At 71.1% G+C, this 21,040-nt stretch carries 19 protein-coding genes; 10 read left to right on the top strand and 9 right to left on the bottom strand.

Going from position 1 to position 21,040, the window contains the following annotated elements; genetic code table 11:
* Nucleotides 1-25: 25 nt before the first annotated feature.
* Nucleotides 26-1,507, bottom strand: a complete 1,482-nt coding sequence (locus LCN96_RS34815; RefSeq protein ID WP_225266674.1) for an alpha-amylase family protein — start codon at nt 1,505-1,507, stop codon at nt 26-28.
* Nucleotides 1,504-4,173, bottom strand: coding sequence for an MGH1-like glycoside hydrolase domain-containing protein (locus tag LCN96_RS34810; protein ID WP_225266673.1), 2,670 nt, complete (start codon nt 4,171-4,173; stop codon nt 1,504-1,506). Before LCN96_RS34810 ends, LCN96_RS34815 begins: the two co-directional genes overlap by 4 nt.
* Before the next feature lie 171 nt (nt 4,174-4,344).
* Between LCN96_RS34810 and LCN96_RS34805 the strand changes: the two genes are divergently transcribed.
* The 4 genes from LCN96_RS34805 to LCN96_RS34790 are packed head-to-tail and all read left to right on the top strand — an operon-like array spanning nt 4,345 to nt 6,123.
* Nucleotides 4,345-4,836, top strand: a complete 492-nt coding sequence (locus LCN96_RS34805) for a DUF1269 domain-containing protein (protein WP_225266672.1) — start codon at nt 4,345-4,347, stop codon at nt 4,834-4,836.
* 27 nt (nt 4,837-4,863) lie between these two features.
* Nucleotides 4,864-5,121 carry an SHOCT domain-containing protein gene (locus LCN96_RS34800; protein WP_225266671.1) on the top strand — a complete coding sequence of 86 codons (258 nt, stop codon included), beginning with the start codon at nt 4,864-4,866 and terminating at the stop codon, nt 5,119-5,121.
* A gap of 40 nt (nt 5,122-5,161) precedes the next feature.
* Nucleotides 5,162-5,692, top strand: coding sequence for a hypothetical protein (locus LCN96_RS34795; RefSeq protein ID WP_225266670.1), 531 nt, complete (start codon nt 5,162-5,164; stop codon nt 5,690-5,692).
* On the top strand, nt 5,689-6,123 hold the full coding sequence (locus LCN96_RS34790; protein ID WP_225266669.1) for a DUF7144 family membrane protein: 435 nt from the start codon (nt 5,689-5,691) through the stop codon (nt 6,121-6,123). The genes LCN96_RS34795 and LCN96_RS34790 overlap by 4 nt, the downstream gene beginning before the upstream one ends.
* Before the next feature lie 50 nt (nt 6,124-6,173).
* Here the strand turns inward: LCN96_RS34790 and LCN96_RS34785 are convergent, their stop codons facing one another.
* Complete coding sequence (locus LCN96_RS34785) at nt 6,174-6,470, bottom strand: hypothetical protein (protein ID WP_225266668.1); 297 nt, start codon at nt 6,468-6,470, stop codon at nt 6,174-6,176.
* 181 nt (nt 6,471-6,651) lie between these two features.
* Between LCN96_RS34785 and LCN96_RS34780 the strand changes: the two genes are divergently transcribed.
* A complete protein-coding gene (locus LCN96_RS34780; RefSeq protein ID WP_225266667.1) occupies nt 6,652-7,116 on the top strand; it encodes a DUF7144 family membrane protein in 465 nt (154 codons plus the stop codon).
* A 102-nt stretch (nt 7,117-7,218) separates the two neighbouring features.
* Here the strand turns inward: LCN96_RS34780 and LCN96_RS34775 are convergent, their stop codons facing one another.
* The 5 genes from LCN96_RS34775 to LCN96_RS34755 all read right to left on the bottom strand — a co-directional run bounded on the left by LCN96_RS34775 (nt 7,219) and on the right by LCN96_RS34755 (nt 12,456).
* Nucleotides 7,219-8,181 (bottom strand): carbamate kinase, encoded by a 963-nt coding sequence (locus tag LCN96_RS34775; RefSeq protein WP_225266666.1) that lies wholly within the window; start codon nt 8,179-8,181, stop codon nt 7,219-7,221.
* 13 nt (nt 8,182-8,194) lie between these two features.
* The gene (argF, locus tag LCN96_RS34770; RefSeq protein WP_225266665.1) at nt 8,195-9,196 is read right to left on the bottom strand and encodes an ornithine carbamoyltransferase; all 1,002 of its coding nucleotides are present in this window, start codon (nt 9,194-9,196) and stop codon (nt 8,195-8,197) included.
* A 9-nt stretch (nt 9,197-9,205) separates the two neighbouring features.
* Entirely contained in the window at nt 9,206-10,435 is a 1,230-nt protein-coding gene (locus LCN96_RS34765) for an arginine deiminase (protein ID WP_225266664.1), read from the bottom strand.
* 13 nt (nt 10,436-10,448) lie between these two features.
* Nucleotides 10,449-11,849 (bottom strand): APC family permease, encoded by a 1,401-nt coding sequence (locus tag LCN96_RS34760; RefSeq protein ID WP_225266663.1) that lies wholly within the window; start codon nt 11,847-11,849, stop codon nt 10,449-10,451.
* A 124-nt stretch (nt 11,850-11,973) separates the two neighbouring features.
* Nucleotides 11,974-12,456 carry a hypothetical protein gene (locus LCN96_RS34755; RefSeq protein ID WP_225266662.1) on the bottom strand — a complete coding sequence of 161 codons (483 nt, stop codon included), beginning with the start codon at nt 12,454-12,456 and terminating at the stop codon, nt 11,974-11,976.
* Between the two features lie 218 nt (nt 12,457-12,674).
* Here LCN96_RS34755 and LCN96_RS34750 point away from each other — a divergent pair, with 218 nt between their 5' ends.
* The 5 genes from LCN96_RS34750 (at nt 12,675) to LCN96_RS34730 (ending at nt 19,631) form a co-directional block, all read left to right on the top strand.
* Nucleotides 12,675-15,425, top strand: a complete 2,751-nt coding sequence (locus LCN96_RS34750; RefSeq protein WP_225266661.1) for a cation-translocating P-type ATPase — start codon at nt 12,675-12,677, stop codon at nt 15,423-15,425.
* A complete protein-coding gene (locus LCN96_RS34745; protein ID WP_225266660.1) occupies nt 15,422-16,885 on the top strand; it encodes an MFS transporter in 1,464 nt (487 codons plus the stop codon). Before LCN96_RS34750 ends, LCN96_RS34745 begins: the two co-directional genes overlap by 4 nt.
* 28 nt (nt 16,886-16,913) lie before the next feature.
* The gene (locus LCN96_RS34740; RefSeq protein WP_225266659.1) at nt 16,914-17,600 is read left to right on the top strand and encodes a DUF308 domain-containing protein; all 687 of its coding nucleotides are present in this window, start codon (nt 16,914-16,916) and stop codon (nt 17,598-17,600) included.
* Nucleotides 17,601-17,737: 137 nt separating this feature from the next.
* Complete coding sequence (locus LCN96_RS34735) at nt 17,738-18,298, top strand: HdeD family acid-resistance protein (protein ID WP_225266658.1); 561 nt, start codon at nt 17,738-17,740, stop codon at nt 18,296-18,298.
* Nucleotides 18,299-18,443: 145 nt separating this feature from the next.
* Entirely contained in the window at nt 18,444-19,631 is a 1,188-nt protein-coding gene (locus LCN96_RS34730; RefSeq protein WP_225266657.1) for an AI-2E family transporter, read from the top strand.
* Between the two features lie 84 nt (nt 19,632-19,715).
* Here LCN96_RS34730 and LCN96_RS34725 read toward each other — a convergent pair whose 3' ends face one another.
* The gene (locus LCN96_RS34725) at nt 19,716-20,876 is read right to left on the bottom strand and encodes an FAD-dependent monooxygenase (protein WP_225266656.1); all 1,161 of its coding nucleotides are present in this window, start codon (nt 20,874-20,876) and stop codon (nt 19,716-19,718) included.
* Nucleotides 20,877-21,040: the final 164 nt, after the last annotated feature.

Below are 21,040 nucleotides of genomic sequence, written 5' to 3'. Positions count from 1 at the left end.
CGTTCGCCCTTCGTGGGATCGGTGGTCAGGGGGCGGCGGGCTCTACCGTGAAGACGTGCGTCGCCCAGCCGTCGAGCTCGACGTACAGGCCCTCGGTGTGCATCGGGGTCCCGGCCCGCTCGTGGACGGCGCCGGTGAGCAGGTCGCGCAGGATCCACTGCCGCTCCCGCAGGCCGGGCCAGGGCAGCGGCAGGCGCGCCTGCGCGGGGCGGTCCTGGAGATTGATCACGACGAGGTGCCGCGCGTCCGCCCCGGCCCAGCTCCAGGCCAGCATGCCGGCGCAGGACCCGTTGTCGGGCCAGCCGTGGCAGTCGAGCAGGCGCCACGCGCCGTCACGCATGCCGGAGGAGGCCACGGCGGCGATGAGCCGTTCGTGGAAGGCGCGCAGGCCCTCGGCCGCGGGCTCGTCGGGACGGCGGGCGAGGAAGACCGGCACCCGGACCCGCCGGCCCTCGAACTGGCCCTCGTGCCACAGCACCGCGCCGGGCAGGGTCGCGATCATCGTCGCCGCCGCCCGCGCCTTGGCCGGGTGCATGGTCGCGGCGGCTCTGGGCTCGTCGTGGTTCTCCAGGAACCGCACCAGGCCCTGCTGGTAGGACAGCCCGGCGGTCAGGTGCGCCCGCACGGAGCCGGCGTCGCCGCCCAGCAGCCGGTCGTACAGGCGCTTGTCGTAGCAGTAGTCGAAGCCCTGCTGCTGCAGCGTCCACTCCATGTCCCAGTACGCCTCGGCCACGAACGTCATCCCCGGGTGCCGCTTCCTGACCCGGTCGAGGACGGACGGCCAGAAGTCCTTGGCCGGCGCCCTGCCGGCCCGCGCGCCCCAGGTCCTGTCGAACACCTGGTTGGTCATCAGCATCGCCATGTCGCAGCGCACCCCGTCGCAGTACTCGCCGATGCGGGCCAGGGTGTCCACGGTGGAGGTGCGCAGGCCCTGGGAGAAGGCGTTGAGCTGGACGACGTCCGGCCACGGCGGGAAGAACGGGTCCCGGCCCCTGGCGTAGACGTGGCCACCGCGTTCGAGGAAGGCGGCGGGGTCACGGCCCAGGTCCTCGGCGCCGCCCCGGACGAAGTACTCGGGGTGCGCGGCCACCCAGGGGTGGTCGGGGGCCACGTGGTTGGGGACGTAGTCGAGCAGCAGGGCCAGCTCGCGCCGGTTGAGCTCCGCCCGCGCCGCCACCAGCCCCTCCGGGCCGCCCACGCCCTCGTCGGCGACGTAGTCGCGCACGCAGTACGGCGAGCCGGCGATGTCGCCGTCGGTGACGCCCGGCAGCGCCTCGGCGAAGCCCCTGCGCAGCTCCGGGTCGGCCAGCGCGATGGCGCGGCCCTCGGGGCTGCGCTGCCAGACGCCCATCAGCCAGATCGTGTCGACCCCCGGCGGGCTCAGCTCGTCCCACGCCTCCTTCGGCACGTCCTGGAGGCGGGCCGGGCAGCCGTAGCGGAGCCCCACGTCGCTGAGCCACACCCGGGTGTTGACCTCGTAGATGATCGGTGCGCGTTGCTTCCTCATCGTCCCGGCTCCTTGGTTCGGTGCCCGGCCAGCAGGTCGGCGGCGGAGAGGTTGCCGAAAAAGATCATGAAGACGGCGATGTCGGCCGTCCATCCGGTCTGGTGCGCGGCGCCGAGCCCCGCCCCGTCGTCCCCGTGAAAGTACTCGTGGAACTGCAGCAGGTCCCGCCAGTGGGGGTCCTCCTGGTAGATCCGCAGCCCGCCGTACAGCGGGCGGCGGCCGTCCTCGTCGGGCAGGAAGATGCGGGTGAGCCGGGCGGCGAGCTCCTTGCCCACCTCGAACAGCGTCATCCGGTTGCCGGATCCGGTGGGGCACTCCACGGTGAAGTCGTCGCCGTAGAAGACGTACAGGTTCAGCAGCGCCCGGATGATCAGCGCGTTCATCGGCACCCAGACCGGCCCCCGCCAGTTGGAGTTGCCGCCGAACATGCCGCTGTCGGACTCGGCCGGCACGTAGCGGACCTGGTAGGACTGCCCGGCCGCCCAGAACTCGTAGGGGTGGTCGAGGTGGTGGCGCGACAGGGAACGGATGCCGTACGGGCTCAGGAACTCCTCCTCGTCGAGCATGCGGGCCAGCACCCGGCGCAGCTTGCCCTCGTCGAGCAGCGACAGCAGCCGCCGCCCCGCCACGCCCTGCCGGTCTGCGGCCGACATGCCGCCGCGCAGCCACGGATGCCGCTCGGCGAAGCGGCGGATCTTCGCGGCCAGCGGGCCCTCCTCGCCCTCGGGGGCGAGCGGCGGGAAGACCGTGGAGGCGCACAGGGGCAGCAGCCCGACCAGCGAGCGCACCCGCAGCCGCGAGCCCGAGCCGTCGGGCAGCCGCAGGACGTCGTAGAAGAAGCCGTCGGCCTCGTCCCACATCTCGTCCTTGACGTCGCCCACCCGGTCGGTGGCGGCGGCGATCCACAGGAAGTGCCCGGCGAACTTGACCGCGAGGTCCTCGTAGGCGGGGTCGCGACCGGTCAGCTCCACGGCGAGCTGCAACATGTTCTGGGCGTAGAAGGCCATCCAGGCGGTGCCGTCGGCCTGGTCCAGGGAGCCGCCGGTGGGCAGCGGCGCGCTGCGGTCGAACACGCCGATGTTGTCCAGGCCGAGGAAGCCGCCCTCGTACACGTTGCGGCCCTCGGGGTCCTTGCGGTTGAGCCACCAGGCGAAGTTCAGCAGCAGCTTCTGGAACACCCGCTGCAGGAAGTCCAGGTCGCCCTGGCCGCGGAGCTGCGTCTCCAGCAGGTAGATGAAGCGCGCCGCCCAGGCGTGCACGGGCGGGTTGACGTCGCTGAAGTTCCACTCGTAGGCCGGCATCTGGCCGCTGAGGTGCAGGTACCTGTCGTCCAGCAGCAGCTCCACCTGGTGCTTGGCCAGGTCGAGGTCCACGACGGCCAGCGCGACCGCGTGGAAGGCCAGGTCCCAGGCCGCGAACCAGGGGTACTCCCACTTGTCCGGCATGACGATGATGTCGTGGGCGTCCATCCCGAACCAGCCGTGGTTGCGCCGGTCCGACGGGGTCCACGGGTCCTGCCCGTGCGCCCGCAGCCAGCCGTCCACGTCGTAGCAGTAGTACTGCTTGCTCCACAGCAGCCCGGCGAGGGCCTGGCGGAGCACCGCCGCCTCATCGGCGCTGGAGCCTGCCGGGGTGAGCTCGGCGTAGAAGCCGTCGGCCTCGGCCCGCCGCAGCTCGAAGAGCTCGTCGAAGGCCGCGCCGAGCGGGTCGGCGACCTCGCCCGCGGTCATCCGGAGCCGCACGGTCGCCGTGCCGCCCGCCGGGACGCTCAGCACGTGGTGCGCCGCCGCCTTCGTGCCGGTCCTGGCGGGGTTGACGGCGTTCTCGGCGCCCTCGACGACGTGCCGGCCGATGCCGTCCTTGACGTACGGCGTGGTGCTGGGACTGCCGAACACCCGCTCGTTGTTCGTCTCGTTCTCGGTGAACAGCAGCGGCGCGCCCTGCTGGAAGTAGACGTGGTACGTGCCCAGCTCCTCGTGCTCGGCCCGGACGATGGAGTCGCCGGTCGCGCGCAGGGCGGGCTTGGCGGTGCCACCCGGCCAGGACCAGGTCTTGCGGAACCACACCGTCGGCAGCACGTGGACCTCGGCCTGCTCCGGGCCGCGGTTGGCCACGGTGACCTGGACCAGCACGTCCTCGGGCGCCGCCTTGGCGTACTCGACGAAGACGTCGAAGTAGCGGCCGTCGTCGAAGACGCCCGTGTCGAGCAGCTCGTACTCGAACGCCTGCCGGTCCCGGGCGCCGTTGACGGTCACCAGGTCGGCGTAGGGGAACTCGGCCTGCGGGTACTTGTACAGGAACTTCATGTAGGAGTGCGTGGGGGTGTTGTCGAGGTAGTAGTAGTACTCCTTGACGTCCTCGCCGTGGTTGCCCTCGCCGTTGGTCAGCCCGAACGGCCGCTCCTTCAGGATCGGGTCCCTGCCGTTCCACAGGGCCACCGACAGGCACAGCCGCTGCCGGTCGTCGCTGATGCCGCCGAGGCCGTCCTCGCCCCAGCGGTAGGCGCGGGAGCGGGCGTGGTCGTGCGGGAGGTAGTCCCACGCCTCGCCGGAGCCGTAGTCCTCGCGGACCGTGCCCCACTGGCGTTCGCTGAGATAGGGGCCCCACCGGCGCCACGGGGCGTCGGGCGCAGCCGACTGCTCCAGCCGTTGCCTCTCCGCGTTCATGCGAGCACCTCCCAAGGTCACCGTCCGCAGCCCAACGTGCCCCCGGCGGAGCGGCCGTTCATCACCCCCCGAGGGTGAACACGCGCCCGCTCACCCTGTGCGGGTGATGATGCGGGCCCCCCGGTGAGCGTCTGCTGGGTGCTGAGGAGAACAGACAGGAAGGAGTGTGCGATGGCGGACCTGATCGCGATCGGCTACCCGGACGAGTCGACGGCCTACGAGGCCGAACGCGAGGTTCAGCGGCTCACCAGCGAGCTGATCATCCAGCCCGACGCCGTGGCGGTGATCTCCCGCGACGCCGAGGGCAAGCTGCACGTCAGCACCCACCACCAGCCGGTGGCCAGCGGCGCGACCTGGGGCATGTTCTGGGGGCTGCTGTTCGGCATGCTGTTCTTCGTGCCGTTCCTCGGCATGGCCCTGGGAGCCGGTCTCGGCGCGGTGATGGGCAAGGTGGAGAAGTCCGGCATCGACCGGGCCTTCCAGCAGCAGGTGCGCGACATGTTGCAGCCCGGCACGTCCGCGCTGTTCCTGGTGGTGGAGAAGGTGACCCCGGACAAGGCCGTGGCCGCGCTCAGCAAGTACGGCGGCACCGTGCTGAAGTCCTCCCTGTCGCGCGAGACCGAGCAGGCGCTGCAGGAGGCGCTGCACGGAGAAGGCAAGTAAGCCGTACCGGGGAAGGGCGGGAGAGCGATGGGCTTGCTCTACAGACGCAGGCGGCCGCTGCGCAACGCGGCGATGCTGGCCGGCGCGGGTGTGCTGGCCTACCAGGCAGGCAAACGCCACCAGGAGACGGGCGAGTACGACCAGGACCCGTACGAGCCGTCCGGCCCGCCGCAGAGCGGCGGCGGCATGGCCGACCAGCTGGAACGGCTGAAGGCGCTGCTCGACCAGGGCGCCATCAGCGAGGAGGAGTACCGGACCGCCAAGCAGCAGGTCCTGTCCGGCTGACGTCGGGCGGGCGAACGAGCAGACGAGGAGGTGCCCGGAGGTGGAATTCGGCCCCCTGCAGTTGCTGGTCGTGGTGTTCAAGGATCCGCACTTCACGGGCGGGGTCCTCACCGAGTTGCACCGGCTACGGGAGCACGACATCGTCCGGCTGATCGACATGCTGGTGGTGCGCAAGAACGAGCACAATGCGCTCACCACGCTGGAGATGAGTGATCTGTCGGAGGAGGAGCGGCACAGGTTCGGCGCGGTCGTCGGGTCCCTGGTGGGGTTCGGCGCCGAGGGTGACAAGGGCGTGGAGAAGGGCGCCGAGGCCGGTGCCGCGATCATCGGCGACGGGCTCTTCGACGACGAGGAGCGCTGGGCCATCGCCGACGCCGTGCCGGCCGGCTCGGCCGCCGCCATCGCCCTGCTGGAGCACCGCTGGGCGATCCCGCTGCGGACGGCCATCGGCGAGGCGGGCGGCACAGCGGTCACCGACGCCTGGATCCACCCGGCCGACTTCGTGGCGACCGGTGCGGCCCTGGCCGCCCAGCACCAGCAAAAGTCGTTCGGGCAAGGAGGCGACAGATGACAGGCATGACAGGCAAGAGCTATTCGACCAGGCAGAGCTGGGTCGCGGGAGCGGCCCTGTTCGCCGCCATCATGATGATCACCGTGGGGTTCTTCCAGGCACTCGAGGGCATCGCGGCCATCATCGCCAACGAGTTCTACGTGCCCACCCGCAACTACGTCTACGTCATCGACGTGACCGCCTGGGGCTGGATCCACCTGGTGCTCGGCGTCGCTGTCGGCGTCGCGGGCTGGGGCGTCATGGTCGCCCAGCTCTGGGCCCGCATCGTGGGGATCGCCGCGGCCGTGCTGAGCGCGGTGGCGAACTTCTTCTTCATCCCCTACTACCCCTTCTGGGCGATGCTGATCATCGCACTCGACATCTTCATCATCTGGACGCTCTGCGTGTACGGCAAGCGCGAGGCCAGGGAAGCCGGGATGCGAGAGAGCTGACCGGCACCGCAGGCCCCCGCCGTCCGGTGGGGGCCTGTGTGCGTCCGGGGCTAGTAGGGCCGCCAGCCGTAGACGGTGCGCTGGCGGCGGACCGTGCCGGCCACCCAGTGCAGCACGTCGAGGAACGCGGCGAAGACCACCCAGGCCCACGCCCCGCCGGACAGGCCGTTCGTCGGGTAGTAGAGGAGCACGTACGTGAGCGTCGCGAACGGCAGCAGCATGACGCCGAGCAACGGGATGATCCAGGTGTCGAACGCGGCGTCGACCAGGGCCGGCCGCGCCACCCAGACGAACAGCAGCATGAGGCGCGGGAAAGCGGCGGCGAGCAGCACGAACAGGCATCCCATGGCCATCCTCCTGACGGGCCGAAGTGTCACTCCACCCAACCGCCGCAGGTCCGCGGCCCGCCTCACCCGGACCGGGCGACAGCGGCCCGGCATCTCATCCTCGGCGGGTGATGTGACGGGGTGGCCCGGAATGTGACTCTCCAGTCGTGGTTCACGACCGGCTGGTCAAGAGGAGGGTGCGATGGCAGAGCAAGTTTCCGCCAGCTCCACGGGATCGGCGGCGGAGAAGAAGCCCGTCAGCGGCTGGGCCGTGGGTGGCGCGATCTTCGCCGGCACGATGATGGTGATGATCGGCATGTTCCAGGCGTTCGAGGGCTTGGCCGCGATCCTGCAGGGCGAGTTCTACGTCGTGGCGCCGGACTACGTCTACACCTTCGACGTCACCGTGTGGGGCTGGATCCACCTGATCGTCGGGACCCTCGCCGCTGTGGCCGGGTTCTTCGTCTTCACCGGGCAGCTCTGGGCCCGGATCGTGGGCATCGGGCTCGCGGCGCTGAACGCCATCGCCCAGTTCCTGTTCATGCCCTACTATCCGGTCTGGTCGCTGCTCATGATCGCCATGGACGTCCTGGTGATCTGGGCCCTGTGCCTCTACCACAAGGGCGCGATCCGGGACGACGACTACTACACGGCCATGTACTACTAGCACCGCCGGAAAACGGTGCGGCCATGAGACGCCCGGCTGCCGGGCGTCTCATGGCCTTGTGCTGCGCCGCCTGCCATGACTGGCCTCTGTGCTGGCCGCCTGCTACGACAGGCCCGTCCACTGGGCGGGGCCGAGGTCGCCGGGGCCCCCGTAGTCGCCGCCCGGGGTGACCAGCGTGCCCGCCTTGCCGTCGAGGATCGCGACGGTGTCGGCCAGCGCGCCGATCGCGCCGAGCCCGCCGGTCAGCTCCACGAACCGGCAGACCGCCTCCACCTTGGGGCCCATCGAGCCGGCGGGGAAGCGCTCGCGGCGCAGCTGCGCCGGCGTGGCGCGGGCGATGACCTCGGCCGCGGGCGTGCCGTAGCCCCGCTGCACCGCCGGTACGTCGGTGAGCAGCAGGAGCGCGTCGGCCTCCAGCGCCTCGGCCAGCTTCGCGGTGGCCAGGTCCTTGTCGATCACCGCTTCGACGCCCTCCAGCAGGCCCGACTCGTTGCGGATGACCGGCACGCCGCCGCCGCCCGCGCACACCACGACCGCGCCCGAGGTCAGCAGCTGGCGGATCGTCCTGCTCTCCACCATGTGCAGCGGCTCGGGCGAGGGGACGACCCTGCGCCAGTGCTCGCCGTCGCGGGCGAACGTCCAGTCCCGGCTGCGGGCCAGCTCGCGGGCCGTCTCCCCCTCGTACACCGGCCCGACGAACTTCGTCGGCGCGGCGAAGGCCGGGTCGGCGGCCGAGACGAGCGTCTGGTTGATCAGGGCGGCGACCTGGCGGCCCGGCAGGGCGTTCTGCAGCGACTGCAGGAGCCAGTAGCCGATCATGCCTTGGGTCTGCGCGCCCAGCACGTCGAAGGGGTAGGGCACGGTCAGGCTCGGGTCGGCGGCGCTCTCCAGGGCGAGCAGGCCCACCTGGGGGCCGTTGCCGTGGGTGATGACGATCTCGTGCCGCGCGACCAGCGGGGCCAGCGCGGTGACCGCGGCCACCGCGTTGGCCCACTGGACGGAGGCGTCGGGACGCTGGCCGCGTTCGAGCAGGGCGTTGCCACCGAGGGCCGCCACGATCCGCATGACGCCGCCCCCCTCAGGCGCCCAGGGTGGCGAGCATGACGGCCTTGATGGTGTGCATCCGGTTCTCGGCCTGGTCGAAGACGATCGAGTGGTGCGACTCGAAGACCTCGTCGGTGACCTCCAGCGCGGTCATCCCGGTCTTGTCGTAGATCTGCGCGCCGAGCTTCGTGCGGCGGTCGTGGAAGGCGGGCAGGCAGTGCATGAACCGCACGTGCGGGTTGCGGGTGGCCCGGATCATCTCGTCGTTGACCTGGAAGCCGCGCAGCAGCGCGATGCGCTCGTCCCACACCTCCTTGGGCTCGCCCATGGAGACCCAGACGTCGGTGTAGAGGAAGTCGGCGCCGGCCACGCCCTCCTCGACGTCCTCGGTGTGGGTGATCCGGGCGCCGGTCCGCTCGGCGAGGTGACGCGCCTGCTTGATCACGTCCTCGTGGTTCCACAACGACCGGGGGGCCACCATGCGCACGTCCATGCCCATCATCACGCCGGCCACCAGCAGGGAGTTGCCCACGTTGTTGCGGGCGTCGCCGCAGTACGCGAACGTGATCTCCTGGTCGCGCTTGTTGCTGTGCTCGCGCATGGTCAGCATGTCGCAGAGCGTCTGGGTGGGGTGCCACTCGTCGGTCAGGCCGTTCCACACCGGCACGCCGGCCAGCCGCCCCAGCGTCTCCACGTGCTCCTGGGCGAAGCCCCGGTACTCGATGCCGTCGAACATCCGCCCGAGGACCCGCGCGGTGTCCTCGACCGACTCCTTGTGGCCGAGCTGCGAGCCCTCCGGGTCGAGGTAGGTGACGTGCGCGCCTTGGTCGTGGGCCGCCACCTCGAACGCGCAGCGGGTGCGGGTGGAGGTCTTCTCGAAGATGAGCGCGATGTTCCTGCCCACCAGGCCGGGTCGCTCCAGCCCGGCGTACTTGGCCTTCTTCAGGCTGGCGGACAGGTCCAGCAGGTGCTTCCACTCCGCCGGCGTGAAGTCCAGCTCCTTGAGGAAGTTGCGCCCGTGCAGGTTGTAGGTCATGACAGCTCCTCAGGCGGGGTCTCGTTCGATCGGGCACGACATGCATCGCGGTCCGCCACGGCCTCTGCCGAGCTCGCTGCCCGCGATCGTGATGACTTCGATGCCCTGCTTGCGCAGGTGGGTGTTGGTGGCGACGTTGCGCTCGTAGCCGACGATGACGCCGGGCTCGACGGCCAGGAAGTTGTTGCCGTCGTCCCACTGCTCGCTCTGGGCGGCCCGCAGGTCCTCGTCCGTGCGCAGCACCGAGACGCGGTCCACGCCCAGGGTCTCGGCGAGCGTCTCCAGCAGGTCGTCGTTGGCGACGATCCGCAGCCCGGCCGGATGGTCGGGGTCGTCGGCCGGCAGCACCGTCCAGGAGCGCAGCGGGAGCTGCAGGTACGGGTACATCACGAAGGTCGAGGAGTCGATCATCGTCATGACGGTGTCGAGGTGCATCATGGCCCGCGAGTGCGGCAGCTCGACGGCGATCACCTTGGTGGCCGCCTTGGCGGCGAACAGCGAGCGCGCCAGGTTCTCGATGCCCATGGCGGTGCTGCGCTCGCCCAGCCCGATCAGCACCGCGCCGGAGCCGAGGACGTGGATGTCGCCGCCCTCCAGCGTGGCGGGCTGGTGGGGCGCGTCGTCGCCGCCGTACCAGATCGTGAAGTCCTGGTCCTTGAACATCGGGTGGAACTTGTAGATGGCGGCGCTGTGCACCGACTCCCTCGCCCGGGCCGGCTTGGCCATCGGGTTGATGCTGACCCCGCCGTAGATCCAGGCGGAGTTGTCGCGCTGGAACAGGTGGTTGGGCAGCGGCGTCAGCAGGAAGTCGTCGGCGTTCATCAGCTCCCAGCGCAGGCTGCTGACGTGGGCGCGGCGCAGCTCGGCCTTGAGCACGCCGCCGATGAGCAGCTCCGCGAGCCGGTCGCTCGCCACGTCCTGCGCGAGCTGGCGCAGCGGCGCGGCCAGCGTGGGGCCGACGGTGTCGTCGGTCAGCACCCGGTCCAGCACCCACTCCCTGGCCACGGCGTCGTTCAGCACGTCGGCCAGCAGCTCGGCGAAGTAGTGCACCCGCACGCCCCGGTCGCGCAGCACCTGCGCGAACGCGTCGTGCTCCTCGCGGGCCCGCTTGGCCCACAGGATGTCGTCGAACAGCAGCTCGTCGACGTTGGCGGGGCTGAGCCTGCTCAGCTCGAGCCCCGGCCGGTGCAGGATCACCTGGCGGAGCCTGCCGATCTCGGAATCCACGTGGAAGGGCATGACGTCGTTCTCCTCAGTGATAGGGCGGGACCTGCTGGGGTGGGCTCATCCGGTCGCGCATGCGCAGGTAGACCGGGATACCGACGAGGAAGGCACCGGCGGCCATCAGGAACGGTCCCCAGACCAGGAACCAGTCCGTCTCCCCGGTGTTGCGCGAGTACCAGATGAACAGCACGGAGAAGATGAGGGCCACGACCGCGACCACCGCGTCGCGCACGAAGCGCGGCGTGTGCAGGGTGCGGTGATCTCGCCAGCGCCACTTGAGCTGCGCCAGCGCCGAGAACCCGTACGGGATGGCCGAGGTGATCCCGGTCATCAGGATCAGCGTGTTGAACACCGTCGCCCCGCTGGCCCCCATGAAGCTGACGGCCATCGCCACGGACGACAGCGACGTGGAGGCGATGATCCCGACGGCGGGCACGCCGGTCTTGGAGATCCTGGCGAAGGCCGGCGGGAAGAGCCCGTCGCGGGCCGCGGCCAGCGGCATCTCGGCGCAGATCATCGTCCAGCCGTTGAGCGCGCCGAACCCGGAGACGATGACCGCGAGCGCCACCAGGTCGCCCACCCAGCTCGCGCCGCCCGCCATCGTGGTCGCCGCCACCGAGTACGACGCCTTGTTCGCCTCCTCGCCCAGGATCGCCGACGGCACGGTGCCGAAGACCGCCAGCAGGGACAGCAGGTAGACCACGGCGCTGACCAGCGTGCCGAACACGGTGGCGCGGGGCACGTTCCGCTCCGGGTCGCGGACCTTGGCCGCGGCCACGGCGGCGGTCTCCACGCCGAGGTAGCTGAACAGGCAGATGGCCATCGCGCCGGCGATGGCCCGCAGGTCGCTCTGCCCGCTGACGTTCCACGGCTGGAAGTTCGCCGGGTCGATGAGCAGCAGCCCGACCGTCGACATGATCGCCAGCGGGACGAACTTGATGATCGTCGTCCAGAGCTGCACCGCGCCGATGTTCTTCACGCCCGACAGGTTGACGGCGGCCGGGATCCAGAGCCCGACCATCGCGATCAGGATGGACCAGCCGGCCACGCCGTCCTGGTTGACGAAGTTCTCGACGTAGTACACCCAGCCGGTGACGATCGCCGCGTTCCCCGCCCACGCGGTGATCCAGTACGACCAGGCGTTGGCGAAGCCGACCCGGTTGCCGAACGCGGCCCGCGCGTAGGCGTACGGGCCGCCCTCGGCGGGCAGCCGCCGCGACAACGACGCGAACATCAGCGCCAGCGCCACCGCGCCGACCGTGGTCACGGCCATCGCGACGATGCTGATCGGGCCGAACGAGGCCAGCGAGTACGGCAGGTTGAAGATGCCGACCCCGATGATGCTGCCCAGGATCAGCGCGGTCGCCTGCGGCAGCCCGAACCTGCTCGGCGCCGTGGGCGCGCCCTTCTTGACCTCGGCCTCGGCCATGGCTGTCTCGCTTCCGTCCCGCCGCTTCCTGACACCACCGCTTGCACCTTCGTCGCGCGTACGGCGGGCGGGCCTCACCCGCTCCGGGTGAGATCAGTGCAGGCAGGAGCGGCTTGCCCAAGGGTCAGTGCGCCAGCAGGGCCTTCAGCGCGACCAGGAGCAGCCCGATGAGCAGATTGCCCACGGCGGCCAGGACGATCAGGTACCTGCCCAGGCGGGCCTGGATGCCCGCGACGGTGGCCCAGGTCACCTGGCCTGCCAGCGCGGTCGTCAACGCCATCCAGGCGGTCACCGAGTCGGGCAGGCCGAGCGCCCAGCCTCCCATGGCCGCCAGCGCGGGCGGCAGCGCGGCCTCCACCAGCGGCCGCTCGCGCCGGCTCACCGCCCGCACCTGCCGCCAGCTCAGCCGCAGGAGGTGCCGGCGCTCGCCGACCAGCCGCGCGTAGACGTGGGCGATCCAGAACACCAGCCCGGTGGCCAGGACCAGCAGGCTGATCACCACGCCGGCGGGCGGGTCCTTGCCCGGGCTGGTCCCGGCGACGACGGAGGCGGCCAGCAACGATCCGTACACCGCGCCCGTGTAGTCGGCGCGCAGGTCCTCGTCCATCGCTCCCCCTCCGCCGCGCCCGGCCGCCGCCGTGGTCCTCGCCACTGCGCCGAGCACCCGCCGCCGTGGTCCTCGTCACCGCGGCCGAGTCTCCCGCCGCCGTGGTCCTCACTGTGGCCGGGCCCCGCGCCGCCGGGTTCACCCTCGCCGGGTGACGCCCGGACGGTGCTCGCCCCCGGACACTCGGCACCGGTGCCCGCGGTTTTGAGGAGGCAGCGATGACAACGTCCTCGGCGGGCCAGGGGTCCGCCCATTCCGAGCCCCCCGCCTACTTCGCCATGCCCGCCGTCGAGGCGCTGAAGGTGCTGGGCGTGGAGGCCGGGCACGGCCTGAGCGCGGCGGAGGTCCAGACCCGCAGGGAACAGTACGGCCCCAACAAGTTCGCCGAGGCCAAGCCGGAGCCCGCCTGGCGGGCCTTCGTGCGCCAGTACGCCGACGCCATGCAGCTCGTGCTGCTGGTCGCCGGCATCGGCAGCCTGCTGCTCCAGCAGTGGGGCACCGGCATCGTGCTGCTCGGCCTGACCCTGTTCAACGCCTTCCTGGGGCTGCGGCAGGAGGGCAAGGCCGCGGCCGCGGTGGCCGCGCTGCAGAAGATGATGATCGTCAAGGCGAAGGTGCGCAGGGACGGCGCCCTGGCCGAGGTCGCCGCCGACGAGCTGGTGCCGGGGGACGTGGTGTCCGTCGAGGCCGGCGACCTGGTGCCGGCCGACGGCCGCATCATCAGGGCCGCGACCCTGGAGATCGACGAGTCCGCGCTGACCGGGGAGAGCACGCCCGTCGGCAAGGACCCGGCCGCGCTGCTGTCACCCGGCGCGGGGATCGGTGACCGGATCACGATGGCGTTCATGAACACCAACGTCACCCGCGGCTCGGGCGACTTCGTGGTGACGGCGACCGGCATGTCCACCGAGGTCGGGCACATCTCCGGGATGCTGCAGACCGAGGAGGAGACGGAGACCCCGCTGACCAGGCAGCTCGCCGCGCTGACCAACCAGATCCTGGTCATCTCCGGGTTCGCGCTCGTGCTGTCGATGGCGCTGAACCTGGCCCGCGGCAACCCCTTCGCGCAGGTCTTCACCGCCTCCATCGCCTTCGCCGTGGCCGCCATCCCCACCGGCCTGCCCGCCGTGGTCACGACCATCCTGTCGATGGGCACGCAGATGCTGGCCAAGGCCAACGCCATCGTCAAGCGGCTGCGCTCGACCGAGACGCTCGGCTGCACCAGCGCCATCAACTCCGACAAGACGGGCACCCTGACGCTCAACCAGATGACCGCGGTCGAGATGACGCTCCCCGGCCGCCGGTACGTGATCTCCGGCTCCGGCTACTCCACCGAGGGCACGATCAAGCGCGTGGCGGGCCAGCCCGACGTGCCCCTGGAGCCGTTCCTGCTGCCGATGGCGCTGACCGCGGACGCCGAGGTGCAGGACGGCGTGCTCGTCGGCGACCCGACCGAGGGCGCGCTGGTCGTGCTGGCCGAGAAGGGCGGCCTGGACGTGCGCGGCACCCGGGCGGCCTATCCGCGGGTCGCCGAGGTGCCGTTCGACGCGGCGTACAAGCTGATGGCGACCTTCCACCGGATGCCCGACGAGCGCGGCTCCGAGGTCATCCGCTGCCTGGTCAAGGGCGCGCCCGACCAGCTGCTGGCCCGCTCGGACTCCGTGCTGGACTCCGGGCTCGGCCCCATCCCGGTCACCGATGACTTCCGCGCCCGCTACCTGGAGGAGAACCAGCGCCTGGCCGAGCAGGGCCTGCGCGTGATGGGCACCGCCCGCAAGGACTTCGACCCCGCCGCGTTCGACCCCGACGGCGATCTGCTCGCCCAGGTGGACGGCCTGGTGCTGCTGTCGCTCGTGGGCATCGTGGACCCGCCGCGCCCGCAGGCCAAGGCGGCCATCGCCAAGGCCCGCGAGGCCGGCATCGAGGTCCGCATGATCACCGGCGACCACGCGGTGACCGCGGAGTCCATCGCCCGGCAGCTCGGCATCCCGGGGCGGGCGATCACCGGCGCCGAGTTCGCGGCCATGGACGACGAGACCGCGCTGCGCGAGATCTCCGACATCGGGGTCATCGCCAGGGTCGCGCCCGAGCACAAGGTGCGCCTGGTCGACGTGCTGCGCAGGCAGGACCACGTCGTGGCCATGACGGGCGACGGCGTCAACGACGCCCCGGCGCTCAAGCGCGCCGACATCGGCATCGCGATGGGCATCACCGGCACGGAGGTCTCCAAGGAGGCCGCCACCATGATCCTCACCGACGACGACTTCTCCACCATCGTGCGGGCGGTGGAGATGGGCCGCGGCCTGTACGACAACCTGAAGAAGTACATCAAGTTCCAGATCGGCACGCTGATCGGCTTCATCGTCACCTTCCTCGGCGCCAGCGTCTTCAACCTGGTCAGCGGCGTGCCGATGCTGCCCCTGCAGACGCTCTGGGTGAACTTCACCGTCCAGATCTGCCAGGCGGTCGGGCTGGGCTACGGCGTCGCGGCGGCCGACCTCATGCAGCGCAGACCACGCCCGATCAACGAGCAGATCCTCGACCGCCGGCTGTTCCGCTGGCTCGGCGTCGCCGGGTTCGTCGTCGGCGTCGGCACGCTCGGGGTCGTCTGGTGGGGCCAGGCGCAGGGCGAGGACCTCGCCAGGACGATGGCGCTGACCACGTTCGCGCTGTTCAACCTGTTCTTCTCCATCGCCTGCCGGGACGAGACGCGCTCGATGTTCGCCCGCGGCGGCACCCCCGACAAGCCGTTCCTCTACGCGAGCCTGCTGTCCGTGCTGGCGATCGTCCTGTCCGGCGGCGTCGACTTCTTCCAGCGGCTGCTCGGCACCGTGGACATGGACCTGGGCCAGTGGCTCGTCTGCATCGTGGTGGCCGGTGTCATCATCCCCGTGTCCGAGGTGCAGAAGGCCCTGGCGCGGCGCAAGCAGCGCAAGGCGGACGAGGCTCTGACCGGGAGCGTGGCATGACGGAACCGAGCACGGGCCCGTCCCCGCGGGCCCTGGTCCTCCCGCTGGCGCTGGCGCAGTTCATCGCCAGCTACGCGGCCACCAACATGAACGTGGCGATCAGCACGATCGCGCAGGACATCGGCACGTCGGTGACGGGCATCCAGACCACGATCACCCTGTTCACGCTGACGATGGCGTCCCTGATGATCGCCGGCAGCAAGCTGACCGACATCCTGGGCCGCAAGACCTGCTTCCTGGCCGGCCTCGTGGTGTACGGGGCAGGCGCCCTGCTGGCGTCGCTCGCCCAGGGGCTGCCCCTGATGATCATCGGGTACTCGCTGCTCGAAGGCATCGGCTCGGCCCTGCTCATCCCGCCCATCTACATCCTGATCACCGTGGCCTTCACCGACGTGCGCCAGCGGGCCAAGTACTTCGGCGTGGTCAGCGGCGCGGCGGGGCTGGGCGCGGCGGCCGGGCCGCTCATCGGCGGGCTCATCACCAGCACCATCAGCTGGCGGGCCTCCTTCATCCTCCAGGTCCTGGTCGTCGTCTGGATCATCGTGCTGGCCCGCCGGATCGCCGCGATGCCGCGAACGGGGCCCCGGCCGTCCTTCGACGTCATGGGCGCGGTCCTGTCGGCGGCCGGCATGTTCTTCGTGGTGTTCGGCATCCTGCAGTCGGGCACCTACGGCTGGCTCGCCTCCCGCGCCGACTTCGTCATCGGCGGCACCGTGGTGATCCCCGCCGGCGGGATCTCGCCGGTGTGGCTGTTCGTCGTGCTCGGCGCGCTGTTCCTGCTCTGGTTCTGCCTGCACGTACGCGCCAGGGAGAAGGCGGGCGGCAACCCGCTGATCTCCCTGTCGCTGTTCCGCAGCCGCACCTCCAACCTCGGCCTGGTGACGCAGAACGTGCAGTGGCTGACCATGCAGGGCTCGTTCTTCGTGATCTCGGTCTACCTGCAGCAGGCGTGGCACTACAACGCCATCCAGACCGGCCTCATGCTCACCCCCGCCACCATCGGCATCCTGGCCTCCTCGGCCGCCGCCGAGCGCTTCGCCAGCCGGCATCCGCAACGCCGCATGATCCGCGTCGGGTTCCTGGCCATGGCCCTGGGCATGTTGCTGCTGCTGGCGCTGGGGCCGGACACCGACTCGGTCCTCGCGTACGCGCCCGGGCTGCTGCTGATGGGGCTCGGCGTCGGCACCATGCTCACCGCGTCGGTGAACGTGGTGCAGTCGAGCTTCCCCGAGGACGAGCAGGACGACATCTCCGGGCTGTCGCGCAGCGTGTCCAACCTGGGGTCGTCGCTCGGCACCGCGCTGGCCGGGTCGGTGATCGTGGCGGCGAGCTTCCCCGGCGGGCGGCCCTACGCCGCGGCGCTGGCCACCCTCGTGGTGATCTCGCTCATCGGGCTGGCCGCCGCGATGTTCCTGCCACGTGAGCAGGAGGCCAAGCAGACGCGGTCCACGGCCGCCTGAGCCGGCCGTGGACCCCGGTGCCACTGCCATGCGGCGCGCGGCCGGGCTGGTCAGCCTGGTCGCCGGGGTGCTCATGCTGACCGGGCCCTGGCTCGCGCCCGGCACCGCCGCCACGCTGCTCGGTGGGTACCTGGTCGTGGCCGGGGTGCTCGACGTCGCCAGGTGCGTCACGGAGGACGACACGGGGGTGCGGCTGCTGTTCGCACTGCACGGTGGCTCGCTGGTCGTCGTGGGCGCGCTCGCCTGGCACAGCGCCTCGCCCTCAGCCGGCGCCTTCCCGCTGGACGGCGTCGTGCCGGCGGCCGGCGGTCTCACGCTGGACGGCGTCGTGCCGGCGGCCGGCGGTCTCACGCTGGACGGCGTCATGCCGGCGGCCGGCGGTCTCACGCTGGACGGCGTCATGCCGTCGGCCGGTGCGCTCACGCTGGACGGTCAGGTGCGCACGGCGGCGGTGTTCCGCGTGCTGTTCGGCCTCATGTGGCTCATCAGCGGGATCATCGAGCTGATGAGCGTCGTCACCGGCCCGTTGCGACCCGGTGCCGGCGCCACGGCCGCACTGTCCGTCGCCACGACGCTCGCGGGCGGCGCCCTGCTCCTCCTCCCCGCGCCCTCCCCGGAGGCGCTGATCCTGATCGTGGGCGTCCAGCTGATCGCGAGCGGCGGCCTCACCGCCCTCATCACGACCGCCCAGCCCCGCCTCCCCTCGGACGGGTGATGCGGCGCCGCCGCAGGCGCGGTGTCGTCGAAGGAGACACTCTCGCGAGGCCCGCGTAGGGCGCCGAGGAGGGAAGACCCATGACATCAGCGACTTCTCCCGAGGCTGCCGGGGCAGGTCCGGCAGAGAAGGACGGCATGACCGTGCGCCTGATGCGCGGCGCCACCGGCTGGGCGATCGCCGCCGGCCTCCTGTCCCTGGTGCTGGGCCTGGCGGTGCTGATCTGGCCGGGCCCCTCGATCGCCATCGCGGCCGTGCTGTTCGGCCTGCAGCTGATCGTGCTCGGCATCTACCGGATCGTCCAGGCCCTCATGGCGGAGCTGGCCACGGGTGGCGCCCGCGTCCTGTACGCCCTGCTCGGCGTGCTGTCCCTGGCCATCGGCATCCTGGCGGTGCGCAACGTGCCGCAGACCGTCACCGTGCTGGCCATCCTGATGGGCCTGTTCTGGCTCCTCGGCGGCGTCATCGAGCTGGTCACCGTGCTCGGCGACCGCTCCAGGCCGAAGTGGGGCTGGCACCTCGTGCTGCCGATCCTGGCGATCCTCGTCGGAATCGTGATCCTGGCCATCCCCAGCCTGTCGCTGCTGGTGCTGATCTGGATGCTGGGGATCTGGCTGGTGACCTGGGGCATCCTGGTCATCGTGATCATGTTGTGGATCCGCTACGCCGATCGGCAGCGGGCCGCCCTGGCCACCTGAGGCCCGCCCGCCGGCGGCGTACGCGGTGATCGAGACTGTGCAAGCACCTCGCCCAGCACGTACGCTGCCCAGGGCCACGTACCTGTCGCCGATCATGTCACCCGATCCGGAGGGACGCGGCACCCGCGAACCTCAGGGAGGGCACATGACGCAGCGGCAGGAGCCCCGGGTGGTGCGCGTGCTGCTCTCACCCGCGAACGTGTGGCGGGCGGCCTTCGCCGTCGTCGCGGTCCTGGCCGTGGTGCTCTTCGCGCGCTTCGTGCTGATCGACGCGGGCGGGCTGATCGTCGTGGTGGTGATGGCCTGGTTCATCTCCCTGGCCATGGAGCCCGCCGTGCGCCGCCTGGCCCGGCACATGCGGCGCGGGGCGGCGGCCCTGCTCGTGATGGTGGCGTTCGCCCTGGTGTCGGCGATCTTCCTGTACCTGTTCGGCAGCCTGCTGGCGGAGCAGGTCGCGGTGCTGGTGCGGGAGCTGCCCGACATCCTCACCGGCGCCGTCGCCTGGGTGAACGAGCGCTTCGGCACCAACTACCAGATCTCCACCATTCTCACCTCGCTCAACCTCACCCCGCAGCAGGCCGCCCAGTACGCCCAGGACGTGCTCGGCAACGTGCTGGGCGTGCTCGGCACCGTCACCGGGGCGCTCGTCAACGCGTTCACCCTGCTGCTGCTCGTCTTCTACCTGTCGGCCGACGGGCCCCGCCTGCGCCTGTGGCTGGCGCGGCTCATGCCCGCGAACTTCCAGCGGGTCTTCCTCACCGTGTGGGACGTGTCGCTGGTCAAGACCGGCGGGTACGTGTGGGCCCGGCTCATCCTGGCCACCGTCAACGCCGCCGCCTCCGCCGTGGTGTTCCTGGTGCTCGGCATGCCGTCGTGGCTCGCGCTCGGGCTGTGGACGGGGCTGATCGCCCAGTTCGTGCCCACCATCGGCACGTACATCGCCGTCGTGCTGCCCGCCGTGGTCGGGCTGGTGTCGCCCCGGCCGTGGATCGGGCTGGTCGCGCTGGGATGGGGGGTGCTGTATCAGCAGGTGGAGAATCTGGTGCTGGAGCCGCGGATCAGTGGGAAGTCGGTGGACATCCATCCTGGGGTGGCGTTCGCGGCGGTGATCCTGGGGGCGTCGTTGTTCGGGGTCGTGGGGGCGTTACTGGCGGTGCCGGTGGTGGCCATGCTGCTGTCGCTGATCGACACGTTCGTCAAGCGGCAGGAGCTGGTGCAGCCCGCCTCCACCGGCCACGACGGCCCGCGCGATGCCGCCGCGCGTGAGGACGGGCCGGGTGGTGGCCAGGCGCCTTCGCCGGAGCCGGACGCCGAACGCACCACGCCCGGCTGAGCCACCGCTGCCACCGTCGCCGTCGCCGTCGCCGTCGCCGCTGCCGCTGCCGCTGCCGCTGCCGCTGCCGCCCTGAGGCCCGCCCTATCGCCGGCTGAACAGCCCCGAGATCGCCCCGGCGGCCGTGCCCGTCCAGTAGTACAGGCGCGGCGGAACGTGTGGAAGCACCCCGGAATGCCGCGAGTTCAGCAGCGCGATCATCTCCTTGGGCGGCCGGTCGATGTAACGAGGCACGTTCTCGTACCACTGGGCACTGCGCCGCGCCGCCCGCTGGGACGGCCTGATGGCGGCCATCCGCTCCCGCTCGTACCCGGTCAGGGCCGTCTCCAGCTCCTCGCCGGAGTGCAGCGCGTCCACCAGGTAGGCCGCGTCGCCCAGCGCCAGCGCGGTGCCGGCGCCGATCGAGTAGTGCGTGGTGTGCGCCGAGTCGCCGAGCAGGACGAGGTTGCCGCGGTGCCAGGTGCGGTTGGTCAGGGTGCGGAAGTTCAGCCAGTGCGCCTCGCCGCCGCCCTGGGTGCGGCCGATCAGCGGATGCCCGTCCAGCACCTCCGCGAAGAGCTTCTCCAGGTGGGCCAGGCCGTCGCCCTCGTTCGCCACGTCCAGCCCGAGCCCGCGCCACGTCTGCGGCGCGCACTCGACGATGAACGTGCTGCCCTCCTCGCCGTACGGGTAGCCGTAGCACCAGATCCAGCCGTGCTCGGTCTCGACGAAGGCGAAGGTGAAGGAGTCGAGGACCTTGGTGGTGCCGAGCCACACGTACGGGTTGCGCCCCACCTCCACCTCGGTGCCGAAGTGCTCGGCATGCCGCTCGCGCAGCCGGCTGTTGACGCCGTCGCCTGCCACGACCAGGTCGGCGTCGGCCACGTGCTCCTCGGCGGCGATCTCGTGCTCGTACTCGACACGCACGCCGAGCGACTCGGCCCGCTCGGCGAGGATGGCGAGCAGCCGCCGCCGGCTGATGCCGAACCCCTTGTCGCCGTGCCCCACGGTCACCGTCGCGCGCTCGTGCAGGTGCACGACCCAGCTGTCCCAGCGGGCGGAGCCGGCGCTGATCTCGCGGGCCGACTCGGGATCGACGTCGTGCAGGTAGCCGAACAGCTCGTCCCAGTACGTCACCCCCCAGCCGTACGTGGAACCGGCGGGGTTGCGCTCGTACACGGTGATGTCGTGGGCGGGGTCCACCCGTTTCATCAGGATCGAGAAGTACAGGCTGGCGGGCCCGCCGCCGACGCACGCGACCTTCACAAGAGCTCCCCACTATACGAAAAGTAAGCAATCTATAACGGAGAGTAGCAGTCGGTGGCGTCGCGGCAGCGGAGGGCCTCACACCGTGTCGCCCGCGCACCGGCGAGCGGGCGGCTGGGTCAGCCGGTCACGGTGGCGCGGGCCGGCCGGCGCAGGCCGGCGGG

Origin of the sequence: Nonomuraea gerenzanensis, from assembly GCF_020215645.1 — a bacterium.
GTDB lineage: Bacteria > Actinomycetota > Actinomycetes > Streptosporangiales > Streptosporangiaceae > Nonomuraea > Nonomuraea gerenzanensis.
Note: the sequence above shows the minus strand (reverse complement) of the source record. Positions and strands in the feature narration are given on the sequence as shown.

Excerpts from the sequence above, each read along its gene's own strand:
- LCN96_RS34760 (WP_225266663.1), bottom strand. The coding sequence starts at position 11,849 with ATGGCCGAGGCCGAGGTCAAGAAGGGCGCGCCCACGGCGCCGAGCAGG.
- argF (WP_225266665.1), bottom strand. The coding sequence starts at position 9,196 with ATGACCTACAACCTGCACGGGCGCAACTTCCTCAAGGAGCTGGACTTC.
- LCN96_RS34805 (WP_225266672.1), top strand. The coding sequence starts at position 4,345 with ATGGCGGACCTGATCGCGATCGGCTACCCGGACGAGTCGACGGCCTAC.
- LCN96_RS34785 (WP_225266668.1), bottom strand. The coding sequence starts at position 6,470 with ATGGGATGCCTGTTCGTGCTGCTCGCCGCCGCTTTCCCGCGCCTCATG.
- LCN96_RS34750 (WP_225266661.1), top strand. The coding sequence starts at position 12,675 with ATGACAACGTCCTCGGCGGGCCAGGGGTCCGCCCATTCCGAGCCCCCC.
- LCN96_RS34735 (WP_225266658.1), top strand. The coding sequence starts at position 17,738 with ATGACCGTGCGCCTGATGCGCGGCGCCACCGGCTGGGCGATCGCCGCC.
- LCN96_RS34800 (WP_225266671.1), top strand. The coding sequence starts at position 4,864 with ATGGGCTTGCTCTACAGACGCAGGCGGCCGCTGCGCAACGCGGCGATG.
- LCN96_RS34740 (WP_225266659.1), top strand. The coding sequence starts at position 16,914 with ATGCGGCGCGCGGCCGGGCTGGTCAGCCTGGTCGCCGGGGTGCTCATG.
- LCN96_RS34765 (WP_225266664.1), bottom strand. The coding sequence starts at position 10,435 with ATGCCCTTCCACGTGGATTCCGAGATCGGCAGGCTCCGCCAGGTGATC.
- LCN96_RS34810 (WP_225266673.1), bottom strand. The coding sequence starts at position 4,173 with ATGAACGCGGAGAGGCAACGGCTGGAGCAGTCGGCTGCGCCCGACGCC.
- LCN96_RS34815 (WP_225266674.1), bottom strand. The coding sequence starts at position 1,507 with ATGAGGAAGCAACGCGCACCGATCATCTACGAGGTCAACACCCGGGTG.
- LCN96_RS34730 (WP_225266657.1), top strand. The coding sequence starts at position 18,444 with ATGACGCAGCGGCAGGAGCCCCGGGTGGTGCGCGTGCTGCTCTCACCC.
- LCN96_RS34745 (WP_225266660.1), top strand. The coding sequence starts at position 15,422 with ATGACGGAACCGAGCACGGGCCCGTCCCCGCGGGCCCTGGTCCTCCCG.
- LCN96_RS34780 (WP_225266667.1), top strand. The coding sequence starts at position 6,652 with ATGGCAGAGCAAGTTTCCGCCAGCTCCACGGGATCGGCGGCGGAGAAG.
- LCN96_RS34790 (WP_225266669.1), top strand. The coding sequence starts at position 5,689 with ATGACAGGCATGACAGGCAAGAGCTATTCGACCAGGCAGAGCTGGGTC.
- LCN96_RS34755 (WP_225266662.1), bottom strand. The coding sequence starts at position 12,456 with ATGGACGAGGACCTGCGCGCCGACTACACGGGCGCGGTGTACGGATCG.
- LCN96_RS34775 (WP_225266666.1), bottom strand. The coding sequence starts at position 8,181 with ATGCGGATCGTGGCGGCCCTCGGTGGCAACGCCCTGCTCGAACGCGGC.